This is a genomic window from Microlunatus elymi (genome assembly GCF_007362775.1).
GTDB lineage: Bacteria > Actinomycetota > Actinomycetes > Propionibacteriales > Propionibacteriaceae > Microlunatus > Microlunatus elymi.
Genome location: NZ_CP041692.1, coordinates 2899990 through 2921582, shown reverse-complemented (window position 1 = coordinate 2921582; position 21593 = coordinate 2899990). Strand labels below are relative to the sequence as shown.

Sequence of the window (21593 nt, the reverse complement as noted above, 5' to 3'; positions counted from 1 at the left end):
GACTGGCTGATGATCAGTTGATCAGTAGCGTCCCGGATGGGATCGCAGGATCTCACTCACCTTCGCCGGATCAACTCCGCTGACAGCCGTCGTCCGCGATCTGGGTGTCGGGGTGGAGACGCCGAACGGCTGGTCGTCACCGACGCATCGGGTGCCCTTGGCCGGCATCTTGGCCTGGACCAGCGCGGTCGTGACCGCGTCGGTGACGCAGGCCGAGGTGCCGTACGCGGTGTGCCCCCAGCTGTCGCTGAGCAGCAGCCGGCTGTTCGGCAGCAGCTTGGACACCTTCTCCGCGCTGCGATAGTTGGTCGCCGGATCCCAGAAGTCGCCGACCACCAGCACCGGTCCTGAGGTCCGCTTGTCGAACGGGCCGCGGTAGGCGTCCTCGTCCTTGATCGTCCAGGTCGAGCTCGCACACGGCGCCGACGACCCGGCCCAGTACCCGCCGAAGTATTTCGCCGAGGAGTTGATCTTGTTCACTGCCTTCGGCCAGTCGGTCACCTTGGCCGGGTTGAGCGAATCGGTACACAGCGGCGCGGTGAACGCCTCGAAGCTGTTGTCGTAGGGGAATCCGTACGACGTCTGCTCGGTGTTACGCAGTCCGTTAACAGTTTCACGCAGAGCTGCTGGCTTGTGCTGTGCGGCGGTCTTGCGTGCCAGGTCGGTGTCGTCGATCGGACCCGGCGGCAGGGTGCTGTTCTTGCCCTTCTCCAACGCCTGCAGGAATTCGACCACGTACTGGCCGCCGTCGGGCGCGTACAGGTCCGAGGTGATCTCGGCGATCGCGTCGGCGTAGCTGTAGACGTAGTAGTTGTAGGTGTCGGGCGTCTGGATGTTGTGCTGGTGCAGACGTTGGGCGAGCTTGGCGAAGCGCTGCCGGGAGGTCTGCGAGGCGGTCTTGAACGTGCACTTCTTCGCCCGGTCGCAGCGATCGAGCAACTCGTTGAACGCGCGCAGCGACGCCTGACCGGACGGCACCCGGATCGTCTGCGGGGTGCTCTTGGTCTTCGCGGTGCCGGCCCAGGCAATCGGGTCCAGGACGCCGTCCAGCACCATCGAGCGGACTCGATCGGGGAACAGGTTGGCGTAGACCTGGCCGAGATAGGTGCCGTAGGAGAAGCCGAGGTAGGTGAGCTCCTTGTCACCGACCGCACGCCGGATGACGTCCATGTCGCGGGCGTCCTCGGCGGTCGACACGGCACCGGTCAGCGGCGCGCCGTGGTGCGAGCAGGCCTTGCCCGCGGCAGCGGCACCCTGCTCGTAGGTCTTGGTCTGCTTCGTACCGACCGGAAAGGCGACGTTCAGCTTGGCCAGCACCGGGCGTTGGGTCTTCTCGCTGGCAAAGCACTGCACCAGGTCGCTGTAGCCGACGCCGCGCGGGTCGATGCCGACGATGTCGTAGTGGGCCAGTACGGACGTCGGGAACAGCCCGTCGGCCGCGGCGGCGAGGTCGGCCGCAGAGCCACCCGGCCCGCCCGGATTGACGAAGATCGTTCCTCGCTTGGTGTCGGTCGCCGGATACCGGATCAGCCCGATCTCGACCTTCGCCCCTTTGGCCGGTCATAGTCGCGCGGGAGTTTGACGCTCGCGCACTGACCTTCGTCGTACGCCGTCGAGCAGGTGTACCAGTCCAGCTTCGGCGTCGGCACCGAGTCGACCCGCTTCTTCTCCAGCTGGGAGGTAGGATCCGGCGGTTTGGTTGCCGTGCTCGCAGTCAGCCCGTCGGCCCGGGCGGACGTACCAGCGCCCAGTGAGGCCGCCAACACCGTGCCGGTCAGCAGCGGCAGTACGGCGGCGGCAACGGCCAGCCGCCTTCGGCCGATTCGTCTTGTCGGCCCTGACTGCACACCGGCAGCTCCGCGCCCTTCTTCTTCGGGTCTCACGGACGTTGGTCTCATCGTCGTCTCCTCGGCATCGTTGCCCTGCCCTGAACGGGCAGGTGATGCCGACTCTCGGCGATGCCGATCACAGCCGGCTCACAGGCCGGTCGACGGCTCGATCAAGACCACCTCACCGCCTCGGCACAGCATGATCAACAACAGCACGATCAACAACAGCATGATCAACTGCAGGCCATGATCAACAAGGAGTAATGATCGACAAGAGTCATGATCAACAACTGGCCGGCTGATCGTCGTGCTCCGGACTGTCCGCTACCCCTCGGCCAGATGGCAGGCGACCTGGCGTTGCCCTGCATCGGCGGCCAACACCGGCAGCGGGATCGTGTCACAGACCCGACCTCGTTCACCGGACGCCGCCCGCAACGGGCAGCGCGGATGGAACCGGCAGCCGGACGGGATACGGGTCGGATCGGGAGGTTCGCCCATCAGCAGCGGATGCGGGCGCTCACCGGTGCTTCCGACCGCCGAGATCAGTGCCTTGGTGTAGGGATGTTGCGGGGTGATCAACACCTCCTCGACCGTGCCGATCTCCACGATCCGCCCCAGGTACATCACCGCGACCCGATCGGCGACGTTCCAGGCCAGCCCGAGATCGTGACTGACCACGACGGCGGACAGACCGAGTCGGTCCCGCAGGTCCAGGAACAGCTTCAAGATCTCGCCGCGGACCGACGCATCGAGGGAGGAGACCGGCTCATCCGCCACGATCACCGAAGGGCCGAGGGCAAGCGCACCGGCGATCACGACCCGTTGCTGCTGGCCGCCGGAGAGTTCGTGGGGATAGCGCGCCAGGTAGTTCTCCACCGGACGGAGTCCGGCCTGCTCCATGGCGGCATGCACTCGCGCAGTCAACTGGTCCCGGAGGCCGTGCAGCCGCAGACCCTCGGCCACCGCATCGAAAACGTTCTGTCGTGGGTTCAGGGCGGCCGCGGGATCCTGCAGTACGAGCTGCACCTGCCGCCGGTAGGCCTTCAACTCAGCACCCCGGTAGCCGAGCGGCCGGCCGCCGTAGTCGACCGTTCCGGAGGTGGGCCGGATCAGCCCGACCAGCACACGTGCCAGCGTGCTCTTGCCGCATCCGGACTCCCCGATCAGCGCCAGGATCTCGCCCGCTCCGACACCGAGGTTGACATCATCGACGGCACGCGCCTGCCCGCGGCCACGGCGAGCGGGGAAGGTCACCGCGACGTTACGCGCCTGCAGCACCGCCCGGTTCACGGCCAGATCGATGTCCTGATCCGTCGTCATGGTGTCGCTCCGCTGCGGCGGTCGCGGGTGATCACGCACGCCGCTTCCCGGCCGGGTCCCGCCGGCCACAGCTCGATGTCGGCGGTGGCGCACTCGGGGCGGGCCACCGGACAACGCGGCTCGAACGCACATCCCGGCAGCGCCAACCGCAGATCGGGTGGATCCCCGGCGAGCCCTGTCGGTGCCATCCGGGACGCGGGGTCACCGATCGTGGGAAAGGCTCCGGACAGCGCCCGCGTGTACGGATGTTCCGGGGTGTCCATCAGTTGTTTGGAGGGCCCGATCTCGACGATCCGACCGGCGTACATGACGGCCAGTCTGGAGCACACCGAACTCAACACCGACAGGTCGTGGCTGATCATGATCATGCCGATCTTGCTTTCGGCGACCAGCTCGGTCAGCAACCCGAGGATCTGAGCTTGGACGATCACGTCCAGCGCAGTCGTCGGTTCGTCGGCGATGATCAGGTCCGGCCGGCACGCCAACGCCATCGCGATCATCACCCGCTGACGCTGTCCGCCGGACAGTTCATGCGGGTAGCTGCTGGCCCGAGCGGCCGAGACGCCGACGTTGTCCAACAGTTCGTTCGCCCTCGCCGCGGCCTGCTTCTCGGAGACCTTCTCGTGCAACAGGATCGGTTCACGGATCTGCTCGCCCACCGTGCGTACGGGATTGAGGGCACTCATCGCACCTTGGAACACCACCGACGCCTCGGCCCAGCGAATCGCCCTGATCCGTCCCCAGCGCGCCTCGGACAGCTCCTCGTCACGGAAGCGCACCGATCCCGACACCGTTGCGGTGGCCGGCAGCAACCGGAGCAGGCTGAGCACCATCGTGGTCTTGCCGGACCCGGACTCTCCCGCGACGCCCAGAGTCTCGCCCGGCTCGAGGCTGAGGTCGACGCCCCGTACCGCACGCACGTCGTCGCCGCCGGCCCGATAGCTCACAGACAGTCCGCTCACCTCCAGCAGGCTCATCGGCCGGCCATCCGCGGATTCAGGATCGCCTCCACCGCCCGGCCGACCAGTGTGAAGCCGAGCACGACGATCACGATCGCGAGCCCAGGCGGCAACACGTACCACCAGGCGCCGGCGGTGATGGCGCCCTGGGTGAAGGCCTGATTGATCATGGAACCCCAGCTGACGTCGGTCGGATTGCCCAAGCCGAGAAATGTCAACGTGGTCTCGGACAGGATCGCACTGGCCACCGTCAGGGTGCTGGACACCAAGATCAACGGCATCACGTTCGGCAGCACGTGCCGGACCATGATCTGCGTGTTGCCGGCGCCGAGCGCCCGGGCCCGCTCGACGAACGGGCGGGCTTCGACGGCGAGCGTCTGGGCTCGTACGAGTCGGGCCGCGCCGGTCCACGAGGTGATCGCGATGGCGACCGTGATCGAAACCGCTCCCTGCCCGAGCACGACCGACAGGGAGATCGCCAACGGCAACCCGGGCAGTGCGATGAACCAGTCCGTCACCCGCATCAGCACGTTGCCGACGGCGCCGGAGTAATGCCCCGCGATCAGCCCGATCGCGGCCCCGATCACCACCGTGGCCACGGTCGCGATCACGCCGATCGCCAACGACGGACGGGATCCGTAGATCAACAGCAACAGCACCGACCGGCCGGCTTGATCCGTCCCCAGGGGATATCCCGGGCTGGGCGGTGCCAGCAGCGGCCCGGTCGCGGCAGCCGCGCTCAGATCGTTTTCGGTGATCCACAGCGGTGCGGTCAACGCCATCAGGATGAACACGACGAGCACCAGCAGCCCCGCCATCCCACCCCGATTGTGCAGGTACGCACGCACGAATCGTTGCAGCGCTTGGGTTCGCGGCGGTGCGCCGGTCCTGGCGAGCGTCGAGGCCCCGGTCGTTGTCACTGTGCGCGCACCCTCGGATCGATCACCCGGTACAACAGGTCCGCGACCAGATTCATCGCGATGATCGACGCCGCAAAGATCACGAAGGTCCCCTGCAACAGACCAAGATCAGGAATTTTCAGCGCGTCGTAGGTGAGCAGCCCGAGTCCCGGCCAGCTGTACACGGTCTCGGCCGTGATCGCGCCGGAGATGAGTCCCCCGATCTGGAGGAAGATCACGGTCACCGTCGGCAGCAGGGCGTTGGGCATCGCATGCTTGCGACGTACGTCATCGTCTCTGAGGCCCTTGGCCCGGGCTGTCAGCAGATACGGACTGCCCAACTCGTCGATCAGCGACGACCGCATGATCGTGACGTACTGGGCGAAGACGACCAGCACCAAGGTCAGGCACGGCAACACCAGATGCCAAGCCACGTTGAAGATTTCGGCTACCGGACCTCCGCTGAATCCGGGCGTGATCATCCCACCGGAGGGAAACAGTGCCGGGATCGGTCCGACTCCGGTGCCGAGCACGATCAGCAAGATCAAACCGAGCCAGAACGTCGGCACCGACCACAGCGTGAGCGAGACGGCCGACGAGATCCGATCCAACAGGCTGCCCGGGCGCCAGCCGGCCCGAGCGCCCAGCCAGAGGCCGATCACGATCGAGATCAGCGTGGACGACCCGGTCAACAACAGGGTCGGACCGATCCGCGGCAGAACCAGTGAGGCCACGGATTGGTTGTAGCCATAGGAATAACCCAGATTCAACGTGATGCTGTGCCAGACGTAGGTGATGAACCGTTGCCAGATCGGCTCATCCAGACCGAGCGACTGTTGCAGCGCCTCGAGTTGTGCTGCGTCCATCGGTTTGCCGCTGGCGCGGGCAATCGACGCAACCGGGTTCTGCGGCATGATCGTGAACAGGATGAAGCCGATCACCAGCACGACCAGCAGACTGACCAGTGCAGTGATGATCTTGCGGATCAGATACGGCCAGAACGCGCTCGGTTCGGGCCGCCGATCGGCCCGAACCGCCTCGTCGACCTCGGCGATCTCGCCCTCGGTCGGCCCGATGATGTTGGTCGCCATCGGCTATTCGCGATCCGCTGCCGTCCGGCGACGCCGCACCAAGATCAATGCCGTAGCTCCGCCGACGACGATCACGACGATCGCAATGCCGATGCCGATGAACAGGCCCGTGTTGGACGACTGGGTGCTCTTGGCTGCGACCGGCGCGGCGTGGGTCCAGTTGTAGAAGAGGCTCTGAAGCGGGAACACGCCCTGTGCGTTGGCCTTGCCCGTCATGTAGGTCACCTTGTCGGTGCGGACGGCAGACAACTGGTCCTTGTAGTAGAGCATGATGTCGACGTCGGCGTTGTAGAGAATGTTCTGCATCTGCCGGATCGTGTCCGCCCGAGCCGACTGATCGAATTGCGTCTGCTGCTTGGCGTAGAGCTGGTCGTAGGTCGGATCACAGAAGAAGGCGTCGGTGTTGCCACCCTGGCCGTTGTCGTTGGGAAGCACCCCGCAGGTCTGGATGCTCAGCAGATAGGTCGGATCCGGACCGGTCGACCAGCCATCCATCAGGATGTCCCAATCCCCCTTGGCCAGGTTGTCGTTGAGCTGGCTGAAGCTCATCGGTTGGACCTTGAGCTGGATGCCGATCGCCTTCATCCACGGCACCAGATAGGTCGCGATGGCGGCGTCGTTGCTGTCGTCGGAGTGGATGCCCAGCCGGAACTCGAGCGGCTTCCCGGTCTTCTTGTCGGTCCGGATGCCGTTGGCTCCCTTCGGATATCCGGCCTGATCCAGGATCTGATCGGCCTTGGCCTGGTCGAAGCTGATCTTCTGCGCGGCATCCGGCTGCCAGGCCCACTGCGGATAGCCGGACGGGATGTAGCCGGCGCCGGCCTCGCCAAGTCCGTCGAGCACCTTCGTCACCAGCGTCTGCTTGTCGATCCCGTACGCGATCGCCTTGCGTACCTGCGGATCGGCGAGGATCGGGTTGCCGGTGCCGATCCGCTTTCCCGACTTGGTCTTGGCGCCCGGGTTGATCTCGATCCCGGTCCAGCCGCTCGGTGCCTGCCGATAGGTGGTGATGCCGGCGGTGTTCTTGAGCGCGTTGTACTGGGTCGCCGTCAAGCTGCCGTTCTGCAGCACCTGGCCGGTCTTCAGCGCGTTGACCGCGGCGTCGGTGCTGGAGAAGTACTGACTGATCAAGGTGTCGTACTTCGGTGCGCCCAGAACGAAGTTCTTGTTGGCCTGCAGAGTTGCGTAGGTGGTGTTGAACCCGGTCAGCACATACGGGCCGTAGCCGACGACGGGATGTCCCTTGCTCGGTTTGCTGGTGTAGGCCTTCAGGTTGGCCACGTGACTCTTCCAGATGTGCTCGGGCACCACCGGCAGTGACTCGTACAGCAGGTTGGCTTGCTTGGACTTGGTCTTGATCACGAACGTGTTCGCGTTGGGCGCGGCCACGGATGCGATGTTGGCGACCAGAGTGCCGTTCGCGGTGGCCGCGACCGTGTTGGTCATCACCAGGTTGTAGGTCCAGGCGATGTCGCTCGAGGTCAGTGGCTGACCGTCGGACCATTTCAGGTTCGGTCTCAGGTCGAAGGTCCAGGTGAGTCCGTCGGAGGAGGTGGTCCACTTCGAGGCCAGGTACGGCGCCGGCTCGTTGTTCTTGTCGCTGTAGGTCAGCGCGGGGAAGATCATGCTGATCACGTTCAACTCGCCGTCGTAGTAGGAGACGAACGGGTTGAAGGTGGTCATCTGGGTGTCCGAGACGACCGTCAGGGTCGAGCCGGACGACGAATCCGGCGCTGCGATCACCCTCGGCGACCCGCTCCAGATCGCCAGCAGTGAAGAGACAACTACCGCAAGCACGCCGATCAGCACTGAGGAAGATCGGGGCCGCATCGCAACGCTGCGTGCGAACATCGGTGACTCCTTCGTCGATCCCTGCCAGAGATTATCCAGCAAATTTGCGAATCGGCCGGTTACAACTTGACCCTGGACACGGGCCTCAGCCGATGCTCAGCGACCCAGCAGGTCGTTGATGATCTTGAGTCGCTCGGCGACGCCGGCCTCGTTGCCGTGGGTGGTGGGCCGGTAATAGTCGGCCCCTTCAAGATCGTCGGGAAGATACTGCTGGGCGGCGATGCCATGCGGTGCGTCGTGGGCATACAGGTAGTCGACGCCGTGGCCGTAGTTCTTGGCGGTCGCGTAGTGCGCGTCGCGCAGATGCGGCGGTACGGTGCCGATCTTCCCGGCGCGGACGTCGGCCCGTGCCTCGCCGATCGCGGTCACCACGGCATTGGACTTCGGCGCCAGCGAGCAGTGGATGACCGCATGGGCAAGGGTGATCGCACCTTCCGGCAGTCCGATCAGCTGGACGGTCTGGGCCGCTGCGACGGCGACCTGGATCGCGGTCGGGTCGGCCATCCCGATGTCCTCGCTGGCCAAGATCATGATCCGGCGGGCGATGAAGCGCGGATCCTCCCCCGCCTCGATCATCCGGGCCAGGTAATGCAGGGCCGCGTTCACGTCGGACCCGCGCATCGACTTGATGAAGGCGCTGATCACGTCGTAGTGCTGATCGCCGTCCCTGTCGTACTGCACGGCGGCCCGGTCCACGGCGCGCTCCACCACCGGCGGATCGATGATCAACGAATCGGTGGCGGCTGCACCGGCGGCCGATTCCTCCAAGTAGGTCAGGGCTCTGCGGGCATCACCGCCGGCCATCCGGAGCAGCGCGGCGCGAGCGTCGTCGGTCAGTTCGAAGGTGCTGCCGTCTTCTCGTCTGAGTCCGCGCTCATCGATGATCGCTCGGTCCAGCAGGCCGGAGATGTCGTCGTCGGTCAACGGCTTCAGGGTCAGCAGCAGCGAACGCGACAGCAGCGGAGAGATCACCGAGAAGCTCGGATTCTCTGTGGTGGCAGCGATCAGGGTGACCAGTCGGTTCTCCACCGCGGGCAGCAGAACGTCCTGCTGGGCCTTGGAGAACCGGTGCACCTCGTCCACGAACAGCACCGTCTGCCGGCCGGTGCGAAGATCACGTTTGGCCTGGTCGAGGACCGCCCGGACCTCCTTCACTCCGGCGGTCACCGCCGACACCTCGACGAACCGCCGATCGGTCTGCCGCGACACCACCGAGGCGATCGTGGTCTTGCCCACCCCGGGCGGTCCCCAGAGGAACACCGACATCGGCTCCCCCGCCGCCAACCGGCGCAGCGGCGAGCCCGGTGCCAGCAGGTGTTGCTGACCGACGATCTCGTCCAGATCGCGCGGGCGCATCCGGACGGCCAGCGGCGTACCGGCATGATCACCGGCGCCGAGGCTGCCGCCCGCCGGCGTGACCTCGGCTGCCCGTCCGCGCTCGACGATCGGCTCGCCGAACAGGTCCTCACTCATCGGCCCTCGAACTCCCCTTCGCTGTGCCCCCAGTGCAGCATCCGAGGCGAACGATAGTCGGCAGGTCAGTCAGCGGTTTCGGCGGCGGCCAGCAGCGGGTCAGGGGCGATGGAGTTGCAGTCCGTCGCGGTCGTTCCGGCGGCGAAGTCGCCGTTGATGCTGCCGGCCGGGTAGGACATCTGATCATCGTGGCTGAAGCCCGGATTCTCGGGTCCTCGGGTGGGTGTCGGGTCCGGAATTTCCAGCACGTGCGGGGTTATAGGGGGTCTCGGGCCGTGTTGGGCCTGGAAATCCAGCACGTCGCGTGCGGGGTTTTCGGGGCGCCGGGCCCGCGAGTCGGTCCGACTTTCCGACACGTCCTGGGTTCTCGGGGGCCTCGGACCGTGTCGGGCCCCGATTTTCCAGCACGACGTGTGGGATTTTCTGGTCCTCAAAGCCCGTGGGAGTCCGGATTTTCCAGCACGTCGTGCGGGATATTCGGGGACCTCGGGCGGTGTCCGGCCCGGATTCCCAGCACGTGCGGGGCTTTCGGGGCGCCGAGCCCGGGAGTCGGTCCGACTTTCCGACACGTGCGGGATTCTCGGGGGCCGCGGCCGTGTCGGGTCCAGATTTTCCAGCACGTGCGGGATTTTCGGGGGCCTCGGGCGGTGTCGGGTCCCGATATTCCAGCACGTGCGGGATTTTCGGGGGCCTCGGGCGGTGTCGGGTCCAGATTTTCCAGCACGTGCGGGATTTTCGGGGGCCTCGGGCGGTGTCGGGTCCCGATATTCCAGCACGTGCGGGATTTTCGGGGGCCTCGGGCGGTGTCGGGCCCGGAGATTCCAGCACGTGCGGGGTTTTCGGGTGGCCCCGCCCGGGAGTCGGTCCGATTTTCCGGCTCGGTGCGGGGCGCGGCGCGTACCCGCGAACTTGCGTAACGAAGGTGCGGGTTTGCTGAACCAAAATCTGCACCTTCGTCACGCAAGTTGGTCCGACGAGCCATGCCCGGGCACACGGTGCGGGCCGGTAACCACCTGCATTCGCCCACAACGACCCGTAACCGCGAATCACCGCCCACGCGCGAGCGCGACCGGAGTCACGAAGGGCGAGCCGGCCCGGCGAGCTGTCGGGGAGCAGCCGTTAGCCCTTGACTGCGCCGGAGGTCATGCCCGCCACCAACTGGCGGTTGAAGAACAGGAACACCAGCAGCGGCGGGATGGTGATCAGCAGGATGTTCATGAACAGCAGGTTGTACTCGGAGACGAACTGGGACTGGAAGTTGTACAAGGTCAGCTGAACCGTCGGCACGCTGGGCGTGAAGTAGAGCGGATTGGTGAAATCGTTGAAGATCATCACCGACTGCACCACGACCACGGTCACGATCACGGGTTTGAGCAGCGGGAAGATGATCTGGAAGAACAGCCGCAGCGGCCCGGCACCATCGGTGATCGCCGCTTCGTCCAGCTCCCGCGGGACGGTCCCGACGAATGCCCTGAACAGCATGATCGAGAACGACATCCCGAACGCGATCTCCACCAGGATCAGCCCCGGCATCGTCTGGAACAGGCCGACCGACTGCAGCACCCAGATCGTCGGCACCACGGCCGGAGGGATCATCAGCCCGGCCAGTACGGCGAAGTTGATCAACGGGTTGAGCCTGCTCGGCCGGCGTTGCAGGACAAACGCCACCATCGCCGACAAGATCACCAGCAGCGTCACGCTGGCCACCGTCAGCACCGCGCTGTTGATGAACGCGATGATCACCATGAAGTCGCGGGCCTGGATGACGTCGATCAGGTTCTGTACGAACTGAATCTGGGTCGGCCAGCTGAAAGCAAGATCAGCCGCCTCGGTACGGTTCTTCAGTGCATTCAGGGCGATGAACACGAAGGGGACCACGAAGACGATCGCAAACACCGCCACCGTCAGGCCGCTGAGCGCGTACCGCGCACCGGTTCTCATATCTCCACCTGCCGCCGGGTGAGGAAGTAGTTGAGCGGAATCGCGATCACCGCGACCAGCACGAACAGCACCACGTTGCCGGCCGTCGACAGCCCGAAGAATCCTGCCTGGTATTGCTTGTAGATCACCGAGGCCAGTACGTCGGAGGTGTAGCCCGGACCGCCGCCGGTCATCGACCAGATCAGTTCGAACGACCGCAGCCCGCCGATCAAGGACAGGATGATCACGGTCGCCGTGGCCGGCCTGGACAGCGGCAGGATGAGATGCCGGAATCGGGACCAGGCACCGGCGCCGTCCACCTTCGCCGCTTCGTAGTACTCGGCCGGGATGGAGACGATGCCGGCGATGTAGATCAGCGTCGCGATCCCCAGCCCCTTCCAGATGTCGACGATGATGATCGAGAACAGGGCGAGATCAGGACTGGTCAGCCAGCCCGGCCCGCTGACGCCGAACCAGCCGAGCACTTGGTTGATCAGTCCGTCCTCGGGATTCATCAACGCCTTGAACGTGATCCCGACGCCGACCGTGGACACCAGCACCGGAAAGAACACCACCGACCGCAGGAACGTCTTTCCCACCAGATTGGTGGTCAGCAGAACGGCCAGCAGCAGGCCGATCACCACCTTCGCGCCGGAGGTGAGGAAGGCGTAGATGATCGTGTTCACCAGGCCGCGGCTCAGCGACGGCTCCTGGAAGAAGGAGACGAAGTTGTCGAACCCGATGAACTCCCAGCTGCTCAACGTCCACCGGGTCAGGCTGAAGAAGAACGACGCGAACGTGGGCACGATGAAGATGGCCAGATAGATCACGCCCGGGACGATGTAGAACCAGAGCGGATAGACCTTCTTCCATTGGGCTCCCCGGGCGTGCGCGTGCCCGGAGCCTGCCCGTGGTGACGTGCCCTTGCGCTGTGCCGCACCCCTTCCTCGGCCGACGGCCGCGCTCTGGTCCGGCGCCTGGGTCACCATCCCGGCAGTCCCAGCTGCTGAGCCTGCTTCTTCACGTCCTGGTCGTACAGCTGTGCGCCCTGTTTGCCGGACTTGATGCCGGACCCGACCTCGACACACAGCGCCGGCATCGCCGGGCCCTTGATCGGCGACACGAACTCCAGCGCCGGGGTCACCTTGGCGTCGTCGAAGTACGCCGCTACGTCCTTGATCGCCTGCGGTACGGCGTCCGGCAGCGCGCAGCCGTCGACCGCGTACGGACCGCTCGGCGGGGAGTAGTCACCGAAGGCAGCACAGCCGTCCGGGCTGGCCAGGAAGGCCAGGAACTTCTTCGCTGCTTCGAGTTTGTCGCCCTTCGTACTCGTCGGGATGTAGACCGCGTTCGGCAGCCAGCCGGTCAGGCCGACCTTGGCCGCATCCTGGCCGGGCTGAGCGAAGAAGCCGATGTCGTCGATCTTGTTCGGGTAGGTGGCCGCGATGCCCGACACTGCCTGGGACAGCATCGGATAGTGCGCCCCCTGGCCGTTGGCGATCATCTTCAGCCCGTCGTCGTAGGTCGCCGAGGCGAAGTCGGAGTTGAAGAGTTTCAGGTCGTGGGTCTGCTGCAGATGCATCCAACCGGCCAGCGCCGGTTCCTGGGCGTAGTGCACCTGATTCTTGGTGTACTTGGTCGGCCATTCGGCGTCCTGCGCCTGAACGTTGTGATAATCGGCCAACACGAAGAGCTGCGCGGTCCAGTCGGTCCCGTAGGTCTGCAGGATCGGCGCCACCTCCTTGGCGTCGGACTTGACCTTCTTGCAGTTCTCGATGAAGTCGTCCCAGGTCTTGGGGACCTCCAGGCCGAGCTTCTCGTACACCGGCTTGCTGTAGAGGATCCCGCCGCCCTGCGCGGATGCCGCCGGGACGCCGTACACCTTGCCCTGCTCGGTGACGACCGAGACGAAGGTCTTCTCCAGCTGGGAGACGTAGGACTGGTCACTGATCGGGACCAGGTTCTTCACCGGATCGATGGCGTGGAACAACGATCCCGAGTTGTAGCCGAAGACGTCGTCCATCGAACCCGTCGACAGCCGGGTCTTCACCAGGTTGTCGCCCTCGGTGCCGCCCGGGACCGGGTCGAGCGTGATCGCGATGTCGGGGTGCTTGGCGGTGAAGTGTTTGACGACGTTCTTGGCCGACGCGATGCCGTCCTCGGTGTTGCCGACCTGCCACTTGAGCGTCACCTTCGCATTCGAGTTGCCGCCGGAATCGCTGGAGCCGAGGCTGCCCGCGCTGCAACCGGCCAGACCCAGAGCGGTGGTCGCGCCGATGCCTGCCAGCAACTGTCGGCGACTGAGGTTTCCGTGGGGATTCATGGATTCGGTCCCTTCCCGTAGGTCGCCGGGCGACCTGACTACGTTGTCCATACGGCATCGATGAAACGGTTCATCGTGCCGGGATCATGTCTCAGGCAGGTGGACGTGTCAACCAACTTTGCCCAACCGTTGTGAAATTGCTCACGCTGTACGGGGCCACTGTGGAACCAAGATCAACAACAAGTACGGCACGGTCCGGTGTCCGGCGGTGGTGTCGCTTGCCGTGATCGACACCGGCAGGGTAAAAACATCAGGTCTGGCGCAGGTGTGCCACACAACTGAATGACTGTGCTGACCGCCGAGCGATCAGCTGAGCCACGGAGGGCATCAATGTCCGGGAACGCCTCGGGCGCGGAAGAGGAATTCGCCGACGCCGAGATCATCGCCACCGAGTCCGATCAGACGAGGCCGAAGGACCCGACCGCCCGCGTCCGGGACGTGATCGTGCTGGTGCTGTTGTCGGTGACCGCGGTTGTCACCGCCTGGTGCGGGTTCCAGTCCTCCAAGTGGGGCGGGGCGATGTCGATCTCGTTCAGCCAGGCGTCCAGCGCCCGGATCGCGGCCGCCCGCGACCAGGGTGAGGCCAACTCGGCCCGGCAGATCGACGTCAGCCTGTGGACGCTGTTCGTCCAGGCCACCGCGACCGGCGACAAGCAGCTGGCCTCGTACGTGCAGGCTCGGTTTCCCGATCGCCTCGAGATCGCCTACAAGGCGTGGCAGGCGCAGGGTCAGAAGGCCGACTCGCCCTTCGCGCTGGCCGCCTACCAACCGCCCGGGCAGGCCGCGTCCGTCGCCGCCGACCGAGACGCCGACCGGAAGTTCGCCACCGCGCTGGAGTACAACACCCGTGGCGACCACTACACCGTGCTGACGGTGCTGTTCGCGATCGTGCTGTTCTTCGCCGCGGTCTCACCCCGGCTGGCCAGACCGCTCACCCAATGGCTGATGCTGGCGTTCGCGCTGGCACTCTTCCTGGCCGGGGTGATCATCGCGGCCACCCTGCCGATCCTGATCTCATGACCGGGTGATCCAGGATGCTTCCAGTCCGGGGTAACCGGGTGCCGCGGCTGCCCGCAACGCGGCGTCGAGTTTGCGTGCGATCGGGTAGTTGGGTCCCAGCGGCATCCCGTACGCCCCGGGCTCGGCGCCGAACCTGCCGGCGAAGGCCTTCATCGATGGGTGCCGCGATCCGAACCCGTCGTCGACCGGGACCATGATCAACCGGATCGGCCCGCGTCGACCGATCAACGTCCGACGACCGATCGCTTGCAGCCGAAATACCGGTGGTGGACAGCACCACCACCGCCGTTCCGGATTCGTCGGCCACGGCGGCAACTCAGCCTGCGGCGGGGGCAGCCTTCGCGGTGTCCGCAGCGTCAGCGGAGCGGGCGACGGGCTTGGCGTCCACGCCGGCTTCCTTGCGCTGCTGCGCAGTGATCGGGGCCGGCGCGTCGGTCAGCGGGTCGACACCGCCGCCGGACTTCGGGAAGGCGATCACGTCCCGGATCGAATCGGTGCCGGCCAGCAGCGCGACGATCCGGTCCCAGCCGAACGCGATACCGCCGTGCGGCGGGGCGCCGAAGGAGAACGCGTCCAGCAGGAAGCCGAACTTCTCCTGCGCCTCGTCCTGCTCGAGCCCCATCACCTTGAACACCCGCTCCTGGATGTCGCGACGATGGATACGGATCGAGCCGCCGCCGATCTCGTTGCCGTTGCAGACGATGTCGTACGCGTAGGCCAGGGCCGATCCCGGATCGGTGTCGAACGTGTCCAGGCACTCCGGCTTCGGCGAGGTGAAGGCGTGATGCACCGCGGTCCAGGCGCCGGAGCCGACCGCCACGTCACCGGCCGCGACCGCCTCGCTGGCGGGCTCGAACAGCGGCGCGTCGACCACCCAGACGAACGACCAGGCGGATTCGTCGATGAGACCGACCCGATGGCCGATCTCCAGCCGGGTCGCGCCGAGCAGCGCCTGCGCCTTCTTCCGCTCGCCCGCGGCGAAGAAGACACAGTCCCCCGGCTTGGCGCCGACGACCTCGACCAGTCCGTCCTTCTCGGAGTCGCTGAGGTTCTTGGCCACCGGACCGCCCAGGGTTCCGTCCTCGGCGACCAGCACGTAGGCCAGTCCCTTGTGCCCGCGCTGCTTGGCGAACTCCTGCCAGGCATCCAGCGTGCGGCGCGGCTGGTCGGCACCCCCGGGCATCACCACGGCACCTACGTACGGCGCCTGGAAGACCCGGAACGGGGTGTCGGCGAAGTACGAGGTCAGCTCGGTGATCTCGAGGTCGAAACGCAGGTCCGGCTTGTCGGTGCCGTACTTGTTCAGCGCGTCGGCGTAGCTGATCCGCGGGATCGGCGTGCTGACCTCGTACCCGATCAGCTTCCAGATGTTGGTCAGCAGTTCTTCGGACAGGGCGATCACGTCGTCCTGGTCGACGAAGCTCATCTCCACGTCGAGCTGGGTGAATTCGGGCTGCCGGTCGGCGCGGAAGTCCTCGTCCCGGTAACAGCGGGCGATCTGGTAGTAGCGCTCCATTCCGCCGACCATCAGCAGCTGCTTGAACAGCTGCGGGCTCTGCGGCAACGCGTACCAGGAACCGGGCCGCAGCCGGGCCGGCACCAGGAAGTCGCGGGCCCCCTCGGGCGTGGACCGGGTCAGGGTCGGGGTCTCGATCTCGACGAAGTCGTGGCCGGCCAGGGTGTTGCGGGCGACCCGATTGACCTCGCTGCGCAGCCGGATGGCGTGCGCCGGGGCGGGCCGGCGCAGGTCGAGGTAGCGGTACTTCAGCCGGGTGTCCTCGCCGACGGTGACCCGTTCGTCGATCTGGAACGGCAGCGGCGCTGCGGCGCTGAGCACCACCAGGTCCTTGGTCACGACCTCGATCTCGCCGGTCGGCAGATCGGGGTTGGCGTTGCCGTCCGGTCGCAGCTCGACCTCACCGGTCACCTTGATGCAGTACTCGTTGCGCAGGTCGTGCGCGCCGGACGCCTCCAGGATCTCGTCCCGGACGACGACCTGGGCGATGCCGCTGGCGTCGCGCAGATCCAGGAACGCGACCCCACCGTGATCACGCCGCCGCCCCACCCAACCGGCCAGAGTGACGGTCTGTCCGGCGTGCTCGGCGCGCAACGTACCGGCCTGATGGGTGCGAATCACTGGTTCCTCCGTACGAGATCTGCTCACGAATGCGCCCGTCGGCTCGCGACAGGCCCAAGAGGCGATCCTACGGGCATTGCGATGGGGGCCCGGAATCCGGGCCCGGTCCGTCCGGCCGGCTGACCGCGCCCGGACGAGGGTGATCTCGCGGACACCCTGGGAATGAGGCGCCAGATCGCGAAAATCGGGCCCGCGATGCCCATTCGGCCAACTGGCGACTCGATCTCAGGGGGTTTCGCCGATCACCACGGTGCCGTCGATCTCGTCGTCGGTGATCATGGTCGCGGTGAAGCCGGCGGCGCGGAGCAGGTCAAGATCAACTTGGGCCTGTTCGCGGCCGGTCTCGATCAGCAGCCGGCCGCCCGCCGCCAACCACAACGGCGCCTGGTCGATGATCCTGCGATGCAACTCCAGGCCGTCCTCGCCACCGTCCAGGGTGGCCGGGGCTTCATGATCACGAGCCTCGGTGGGCATGAAGATGATCTCCGACGTCGGCACGTACGGGGCGTTGGCGGCGATCACGTCGACGTGCCCGCGCAGTTCGGCGGGTAGTGGCCGGTAGAGGTCGCCACAGTTGATCTTGACCCGAGGCCCGAGGTTGCGGCGGGCGCAGTCGGCGGCGACCGGGTCGAGCTCGGTCCCGTACGCCTCGAGGTCTGGCACCCGGTCGACGACGTAACCGGCGACCGCGCCGACACCGCAACAGAGATCGACCAGAACCGAACCCGGCCGGCATCCTTCGACCGCGGCCCGGGCCAGCAACTCGGTCCGCCGGCGGGGTACGAACACCCCCGGCGCGACGGCGTACCGGCGACCGCCGAATTCGGCCCAGCCGACAATCTGCTCCAGCGGCTCACCGCCGACTCGGCGGGCCACCTGGCGCTCCAGCTGTTCGACATCGCCGGCCTCCAAGAGCAGCAACTGAGCCTCGTCCTCGGCGAACACGCAACCGGCGGCCCGCAGCCGATCCACCACACCCTGCCGTTGCTGCTCGGTCGCGTTCACGGGCCTGACGCTACTTGCCGGGGCTCCTCGCCGCGTCGGCCACGCCCGGTTGCCGAGTTGCCTACACTCTGCGGGTGATGTCAGAGGAGGAGGTGCGGCACCGAACGCTTCGGCTCCCCAAGCGGATCCGGGTCCGGGTGCCCGAGGCCGGTCCGATCGACCAGTTCTTCTTCATCGTCGCCGGCATCGCCGCGATCTGGCTGACCATCTACCTGCTCCGGGAGAGCTTCCACTGGCACTGGGCGAATTGGCTGCTGCTGATCGTCTTCTGGGGGATGGCCGCGTACCTGACGTTGCCGCGGATGCACCGCATCCTGTCCGACATCTACGTCCCGAACTACTTCATCGGCCGGACCCGGACCAGCGACGGTTTGCTCGGCGATCCGATCAACATCGCGTTCCGCGGCGACGAGCAGCAGTTGCATCAGTCCATGCACAAGGCCGGTTGGACGCTGGCCGACGAGCTGACGCTGGAGTCGGCCTGGGAGATCGTCAAGGCGACGCTGTCCCGGCGTAGCTATCGGGCTGCTCCGGTGTCCCCGTTGCTGCTGTTCGGGCGGCAGCAGGACTTCGCCTACCAGCAGGAGGTGGACGGCAGTCCCGGCAAACGTCATCACGTACGGTTCTGGCGCTGTCCGGACGGCTGGATGCTGCCGGGCGGTCATCGGGTCGATTGGCTGGCGGCAGCGACCTACGACCGGGCGATCGGCTTCAGCCTCTTCACCATGCAGGTGACCCACAAGATCGACGCCGACATCGACGTCGAACGCGACTACGTCACGGCCTCGATCACCAAGACGGTGCCGGGCAGCGACATCGACCTGCTCAAGGACTTCACCACCGGCTACCACTCCCGCAACGGCGGCGGCGACTCGATCCACACCGACGGTGACCTGCCGGTGGTCGAGCTGCCCGATGCCGACGACTCACCGCTGGAGATCGGCCGGCACCAGGAGCGGATCCTGCGCCCGATCGGGTTGGCCAACGTACTGGACGAGACGCGTGCCTCGCAGCGTCGGCCCCTGTCGGTGCTGGCCAGTGCGGTGTTGTTGCTGGCCAGCGCGGCGATCCTGATCGCGCTCGGCGTCGCCGACCTGGTCCGTACCGGCGACTTCAGTCTCGGCTATCACAGCCAGTACGCCGATGTCGCCGGTGTGATCGGCACCGCGGCCCTGGTCGCCCAGTTGATCTTGATCATCCTGACCTTGCGCGGCAGCCAGCTGCCGCGGCTGGTACTGATGACGATCCTGCTGGTCAGCATCACCGTCGGCATGCTCGACCACTTCGGCCTGTTCGCCAGCCCGCTGGGCACCAGCATCCCGGCGATGGGGTTGCAGATCGCCGCACTGATGATGTTGTCCAGCAACTCGTCCCGCGAGTACGCGGTGGCCGCCCGCCAGTTGCGCAAGGACGCCCGCGCGGCGATCTCCGGGATGACCAACCGATTGGGCTGACCCGATCGGACCACTCTGACCTGGTCCCGGTCTGTTCGCCCGTGCGCTGACCGTCGCAGCGGCAGGCGAAAGTCCACTCCGGCTGGAAAACGAACGGCCGTAGTATCCAACAGCCCGGTCGAACCCCACATCGGCGGGAAAACGAACGCCGGGCACCAGCGATCCGCGGGGAGCGCGATGACCGCCGTACGGGTCCCCGGTTGCCGAACGAGCGCCGAGGGCACCGGCGCACCCGAAATATCCCGACACCGGTTACCGAACCGGCCGGTAGGCGTTCACGCGGGTCGTCGATCGGCGACTACTTCTGCGACGGTCCGTTTGAGCTCAGGATCCGGATGTTGCCGGCGTAGCCGATCATGGTCGACTCGTGGCCGTCGTCCCAGCGGACGTGCAGCCGGTCGCCGTCCTTGCCGACCACTTCCCCGCAGCGGGTCGAGCGGCCCACCGTTTCGGATTCGACCTCGATCCGATCCCCGATGTTGATGATCATGACTGGTCCTCCTGCCCGATCAGGTTTGCGACCCCTACCAGCCTCGTCGGATCCCCCACGACACGCAAGAGTCCAGCGCTCGGCGGTAAGAATGCAGGGGCAGATTGCCCAAATGGCCCCGAATCGGGCCCGTCTGCAATCTGCTCCTACATAGTTACCGCTTTGACCCGAGCAGCGTTTGTGCAGGAGCCGGCCGAGGCTTCAGCGACCGCCGCCACGATCGTCTGAAACAGCAATCGCATGCCCGTCGAGCGCCCCAAGCGCGAGACCGGCACCGCAGCGCAGCGGAGGTGCCGAGTCCAGACAGTCGACGTGGGTGACGTCGGCGGGGTGCGGGGTCGTCCCCGCAAACGCCCTACGCCAGACCGGAACGCGGGAGCGGCACCCATTCGACCGAGATTCAACTGGACAGCCAGCCGAGGTAGAACACGCCCACGCCGATCACCATGAAGAGGCCGGCCAGGATCCAGAACCGGATGGTGATGGTGACCTGTTCCCAACCCTTGAGCTCGAAGTGGTGATGGATCGGACTCATCCGGAAGATCCGGCGGCCGTGGGTGACCTTGAAGTAGGCCCGCTGGATGATCACCGAACCGGTCTCGATGATGAACAGGCCGCCGATCACGATCAGCAGAAGTTCGGTGTGGGTGAGGATCGCCAGCGCGCCGAGCGTGCCGCCGATCGCCAACGACCCGGTGTCGCCCATGAACACCTGCGCCGGGCTCGCGTTCCACCACAGGAAGCCGACCAGACTGCCGGCCAGCGCGACGGAGATGATCGTCAGGTCCAGCGGATCACGCACCTCGAAGCAACCGCGTGCCGAGGCACCGACGTTGTGGCAGGCCTGCTTGAACTGGAAGAACCCGATGAAGATGTACGCCGACAGCGCCAGGATGGTGGCCCCGGTCGCCAGACCGTCCAGACCGTCGGTGACGTTGACCGCGTTCGACACCGAGACGGTGAGCAGATTGATCCAGAGCACGTACGCGATCACGCCGATCACCGGGCCGAGCGCCATCAGGTTCAACCAGCCGATGTCCCGGATCGCCGAGATCGCCGCGGTGGCCGGCGTCAGGCCGCTCTCCGGGTCGCGGAACAGCAAGGCCAGCAGCGCGAACACGGTCGCCACCACGACCTGGCCGCCGATCTTCTGCCAGCCGGTCAGGCCGAGACTCTGCTGTCGGCGGGTCTTGGTGAAGTCGTCCAGGAAACCGACCGCCGCCAGCCCCACCATCATCAGCACCACCAACAATCCGCTGGCCGTGATCGGCGTACTGGCTCCGACCACGAGATGGCCGATGAAGTAGCCGGCAACGGCGCCGATCACGAAGACCAACCCGCCCATGGTCGGCGTACCGCGCTTGATCTGATGGGTTGTCGGGCCGTCCACCCGGATCGGTTGTCCCCAGCCGAGCCGATGCACCAGCCGGATGAAGAACGGCATGGTCAGCAGGGTGAACGCGAGCGCGAACGCACCCGCGACGATCAGCGCGATCACCGACCGCTCCCCCGCGCCATCCGTGCCGCTCGTTCGCGGGGCCGGGTATCACGACGGAGGGCGGACGTCGGATCGACGTTAGCCCGGTGTTCGGTCAAGGAGCGGCGCAGCCGCTGACGTGCGGTCATCGCGGCTTAGCGTAGGGGTTCGGCTCGTCGAAGTCCGAACCACCCGCGGTGCCGAGTGGGACCGTTACCGGTTCGAGTCCCACCGCGTCGGATCGGCCACAGCCGACCTGCCGCGACCGCAACGGCTGCCGGCCGACCGCTCATCCCTGGGATGGGACGAGCGGCGGGCAGTACATAACTCAGGAATCGGCACACT

General features: G+C 66.2%; 21 protein-coding genes. 4 read left to right on the top strand and 17 right to left on the bottom strand.

Features of this window, described 5'->3' with window-relative positions; genetic code table 11:
* Positions 1–21: 21 nt before the first annotated feature.
* Together FOE78_RS13155 and FOE78_RS13150 are read right to left on the bottom strand one after the other, a co-directional pair.
* Positions 22–1491: an alpha/beta hydrolase gene (locus tag FOE78_RS13155; protein WP_228266211.1), complete on the bottom strand. Its 1470-nt coding sequence runs from the start codon at positions 1489–1491 to the stop codon at positions 22–24.
* A gap of 35 nt (positions 1492–1526) precedes the next feature.
* Positions 1527–1898, bottom strand: coding sequence for a hypothetical protein (locus FOE78_RS13150; protein ID WP_143986691.1), 372 nt, complete (start codon positions 1896–1898; stop codon positions 1527–1529).
* A gap of 60 nt (positions 1899–1958) precedes the next feature.
* On the opposite strand from FOE78_RS13150, the gene FOE78_RS24420 reads away from it, so the two are divergent.
* Complete coding sequence (locus FOE78_RS24420) at positions 1959–2093, top strand: hypothetical protein (RefSeq protein WP_266094972.1); 135 nt, start codon at positions 1959–1961, stop codon at positions 2091–2093.
* 60 nt (positions 2094–2153) lie between these two features.
* Here FOE78_RS24420 and FOE78_RS13145 read toward each other — a convergent pair whose 3' ends face one another.
* The 5 genes from FOE78_RS13145 to FOE78_RS13125 are packed head-to-tail and all read right to left on the bottom strand — an operon-like array spanning position 2154 to position 7781.
* A complete protein-coding gene (locus tag FOE78_RS13145; RefSeq protein ID WP_143986690.1) occupies positions 2154–3149 on the bottom strand; it encodes an oligopeptide/dipeptide ABC transporter ATP-binding protein in 996 nt (331 codons plus the stop codon).
* On the bottom strand, positions 3146–4111 hold the full coding sequence (locus FOE78_RS13140) for an ABC transporter ATP-binding protein (protein ID WP_228265820.1): 966 nt from the start codon (positions 4109–4111) through the stop codon (positions 3146–3148). Before FOE78_RS13140 ends, FOE78_RS13145 begins: the two co-directional genes overlap by 4 nt.
* Before the next feature lie 11 nt (positions 4112–4122).
* Positions 4123–5028, bottom strand: coding sequence for an ABC transporter permease (locus FOE78_RS13135; RefSeq protein ID WP_228265819.1), 906 nt, complete (start codon positions 5026–5028; stop codon positions 4123–4125).
* Positions 5025–6098: an ABC transporter permease gene (locus FOE78_RS13130; protein WP_143986688.1), complete on the bottom strand. Its 1074-nt coding sequence runs from the start codon at positions 6096–6098 to the stop codon at positions 5025–5027. The genes FOE78_RS13135 and FOE78_RS13130 overlap by 4 nt, the downstream gene beginning before the upstream one ends.
* A 3-nt stretch (positions 6099–6101) precedes the next feature.
* Positions 6102–7781, bottom strand: a complete 1680-nt coding sequence (locus FOE78_RS13125) for an ABC transporter substrate-binding protein (protein ID WP_168207507.1) — start codon at positions 7779–7781, stop codon at positions 6102–6104.
* Between FOE78_RS13125 and FOE78_RS23620 the strand changes: the two genes are divergently transcribed.
* Positions 7774–8019, top strand: a complete 246-nt coding sequence (locus tag FOE78_RS23620) for a hypothetical protein (RefSeq protein ID WP_168207506.1) — start codon at positions 7774–7776, stop codon at positions 8017–8019. The genes FOE78_RS13125 and FOE78_RS23620 overlap by 8 nt on opposite strands.
* Before the next feature lie 26 nt (positions 8020–8045).
* Here the strand turns inward: FOE78_RS23620 and FOE78_RS13120 are convergent, their stop codons facing one another.
* The 5 genes from FOE78_RS13120 to FOE78_RS13100 form a co-directional block, all read right to left on the bottom strand.
* A complete protein-coding gene (locus FOE78_RS13120) occupies positions 8046–9422 on the bottom strand; it encodes a replication-associated recombination protein A (protein WP_143986686.1) in 1377 nt (458 codons plus the stop codon).
* Between the two features lie 65 nt (positions 9423–9487).
* The gene (locus FOE78_RS13115; RefSeq protein ID WP_143986685.1) at positions 9488–9670 is read right to left on the bottom strand and encodes a hypothetical protein; all 183 of its coding nucleotides are present in this window, start codon (positions 9668–9670) and stop codon (positions 9488–9490) included.
* Between the two features lie 871 nt (positions 9671–10541).
* Positions 10542–11363 (bottom strand): carbohydrate ABC transporter permease, encoded by an 822-nt coding sequence (locus tag FOE78_RS13110; protein WP_143986684.1) that lies wholly within the window; start codon positions 11361–11363, stop codon positions 10542–10544.
* Positions 11360–12331 carry a carbohydrate ABC transporter permease gene (locus FOE78_RS13105; protein WP_143986683.1) on the bottom strand — a complete coding sequence of 324 codons (972 nt, stop codon included), beginning with the start codon at positions 12329–12331 and terminating at the stop codon, positions 11360–11362. The genes FOE78_RS13110 and FOE78_RS13105 overlap by 4 nt, the downstream gene beginning before the upstream one ends.
* Positions 12325–13665, bottom strand: a complete 1341-nt coding sequence (locus tag FOE78_RS13100; protein ID WP_143986682.1) for an ABC transporter substrate-binding protein — start codon at positions 13663–13665, stop codon at positions 12325–12327. The genes FOE78_RS13105 and FOE78_RS13100 overlap by 7 nt, the downstream gene beginning before the upstream one ends.
* 330 nt (positions 13666–13995) lie before the next feature.
* Between FOE78_RS13100 and FOE78_RS13095 the strand changes: the two genes are divergently transcribed.
* Complete coding sequence (locus FOE78_RS13095; RefSeq protein WP_143986681.1) at positions 13996–14685, top strand: hypothetical protein; 690 nt, start codon at positions 13996–13998, stop codon at positions 14683–14685.
* Here FOE78_RS13095 and FOE78_RS13090 read toward each other — a convergent pair.
* The 3 genes from FOE78_RS13090 to FOE78_RS13080 form a co-directional block, all read right to left on the bottom strand.
* On the bottom strand, positions 14680–14913 hold the full coding sequence (locus FOE78_RS13090) for a hypothetical protein (RefSeq protein WP_143986680.1): 234 nt from the start codon (positions 14911–14913) through the stop codon (positions 14680–14682). The two genes, FOE78_RS13095 and FOE78_RS13090, sit on opposite strands and share 6 nt — an antisense overlap.
* Positions 14914–15001: 88 nt before the next feature.
* Positions 15002–16822 carry an aspartate--tRNA ligase gene (gene aspS, locus FOE78_RS13085; protein ID WP_143986679.1) on the bottom strand — a complete coding sequence of 607 codons (1821 nt, stop codon included), beginning with the start codon at positions 16820–16822 and terminating at the stop codon, positions 15002–15004.
* A 225-nt stretch (positions 16823–17047) separates the two neighbouring features.
* Complete coding sequence (locus tag FOE78_RS13080; RefSeq protein ID WP_210414568.1) at positions 17048–17827, bottom strand: putative protein N(5)-glutamine methyltransferase; 780 nt, start codon at positions 17825–17827, stop codon at positions 17048–17050.
* A 77-nt stretch (positions 17828–17904) separates the two neighbouring features.
* On the opposite strand from FOE78_RS13080, the gene FOE78_RS13075 reads away from it, so the two are divergent.
* Positions 17905–19281 carry an LssY C-terminal domain-containing protein gene (locus FOE78_RS13075; protein ID WP_143988785.1) on the top strand — a complete coding sequence of 459 codons (1377 nt, stop codon included), beginning with the start codon at positions 17905–17907 and terminating at the stop codon, positions 19279–19281.
* Positions 19282–19579: 298 nt separating this feature from the next.
* Here the strand turns inward: FOE78_RS13075 and FOE78_RS13070 are convergent, their stop codons facing one another.
* Together FOE78_RS13070 and mraY are read right to left on the bottom strand one after the other, a co-directional pair.
* Positions 19580–19771 (bottom strand): DUF1918 domain-containing protein, encoded by a 192-nt coding sequence (locus FOE78_RS13070; protein ID WP_143986678.1) that lies wholly within the window; start codon positions 19769–19771, stop codon positions 19580–19582.
* Between the two features lie 400 nt (positions 19772–20171).
* On the bottom strand, positions 20172–21269 hold the full coding sequence (mraY, locus tag FOE78_RS13065; RefSeq protein WP_143986677.1) for a phospho-N-acetylmuramoyl-pentapeptide-transferase: 1098 nt from the start codon (positions 21267–21269) through the stop codon (positions 20172–20174).
* Positions 21270–21593 lie beyond the last annotated feature (324 nt).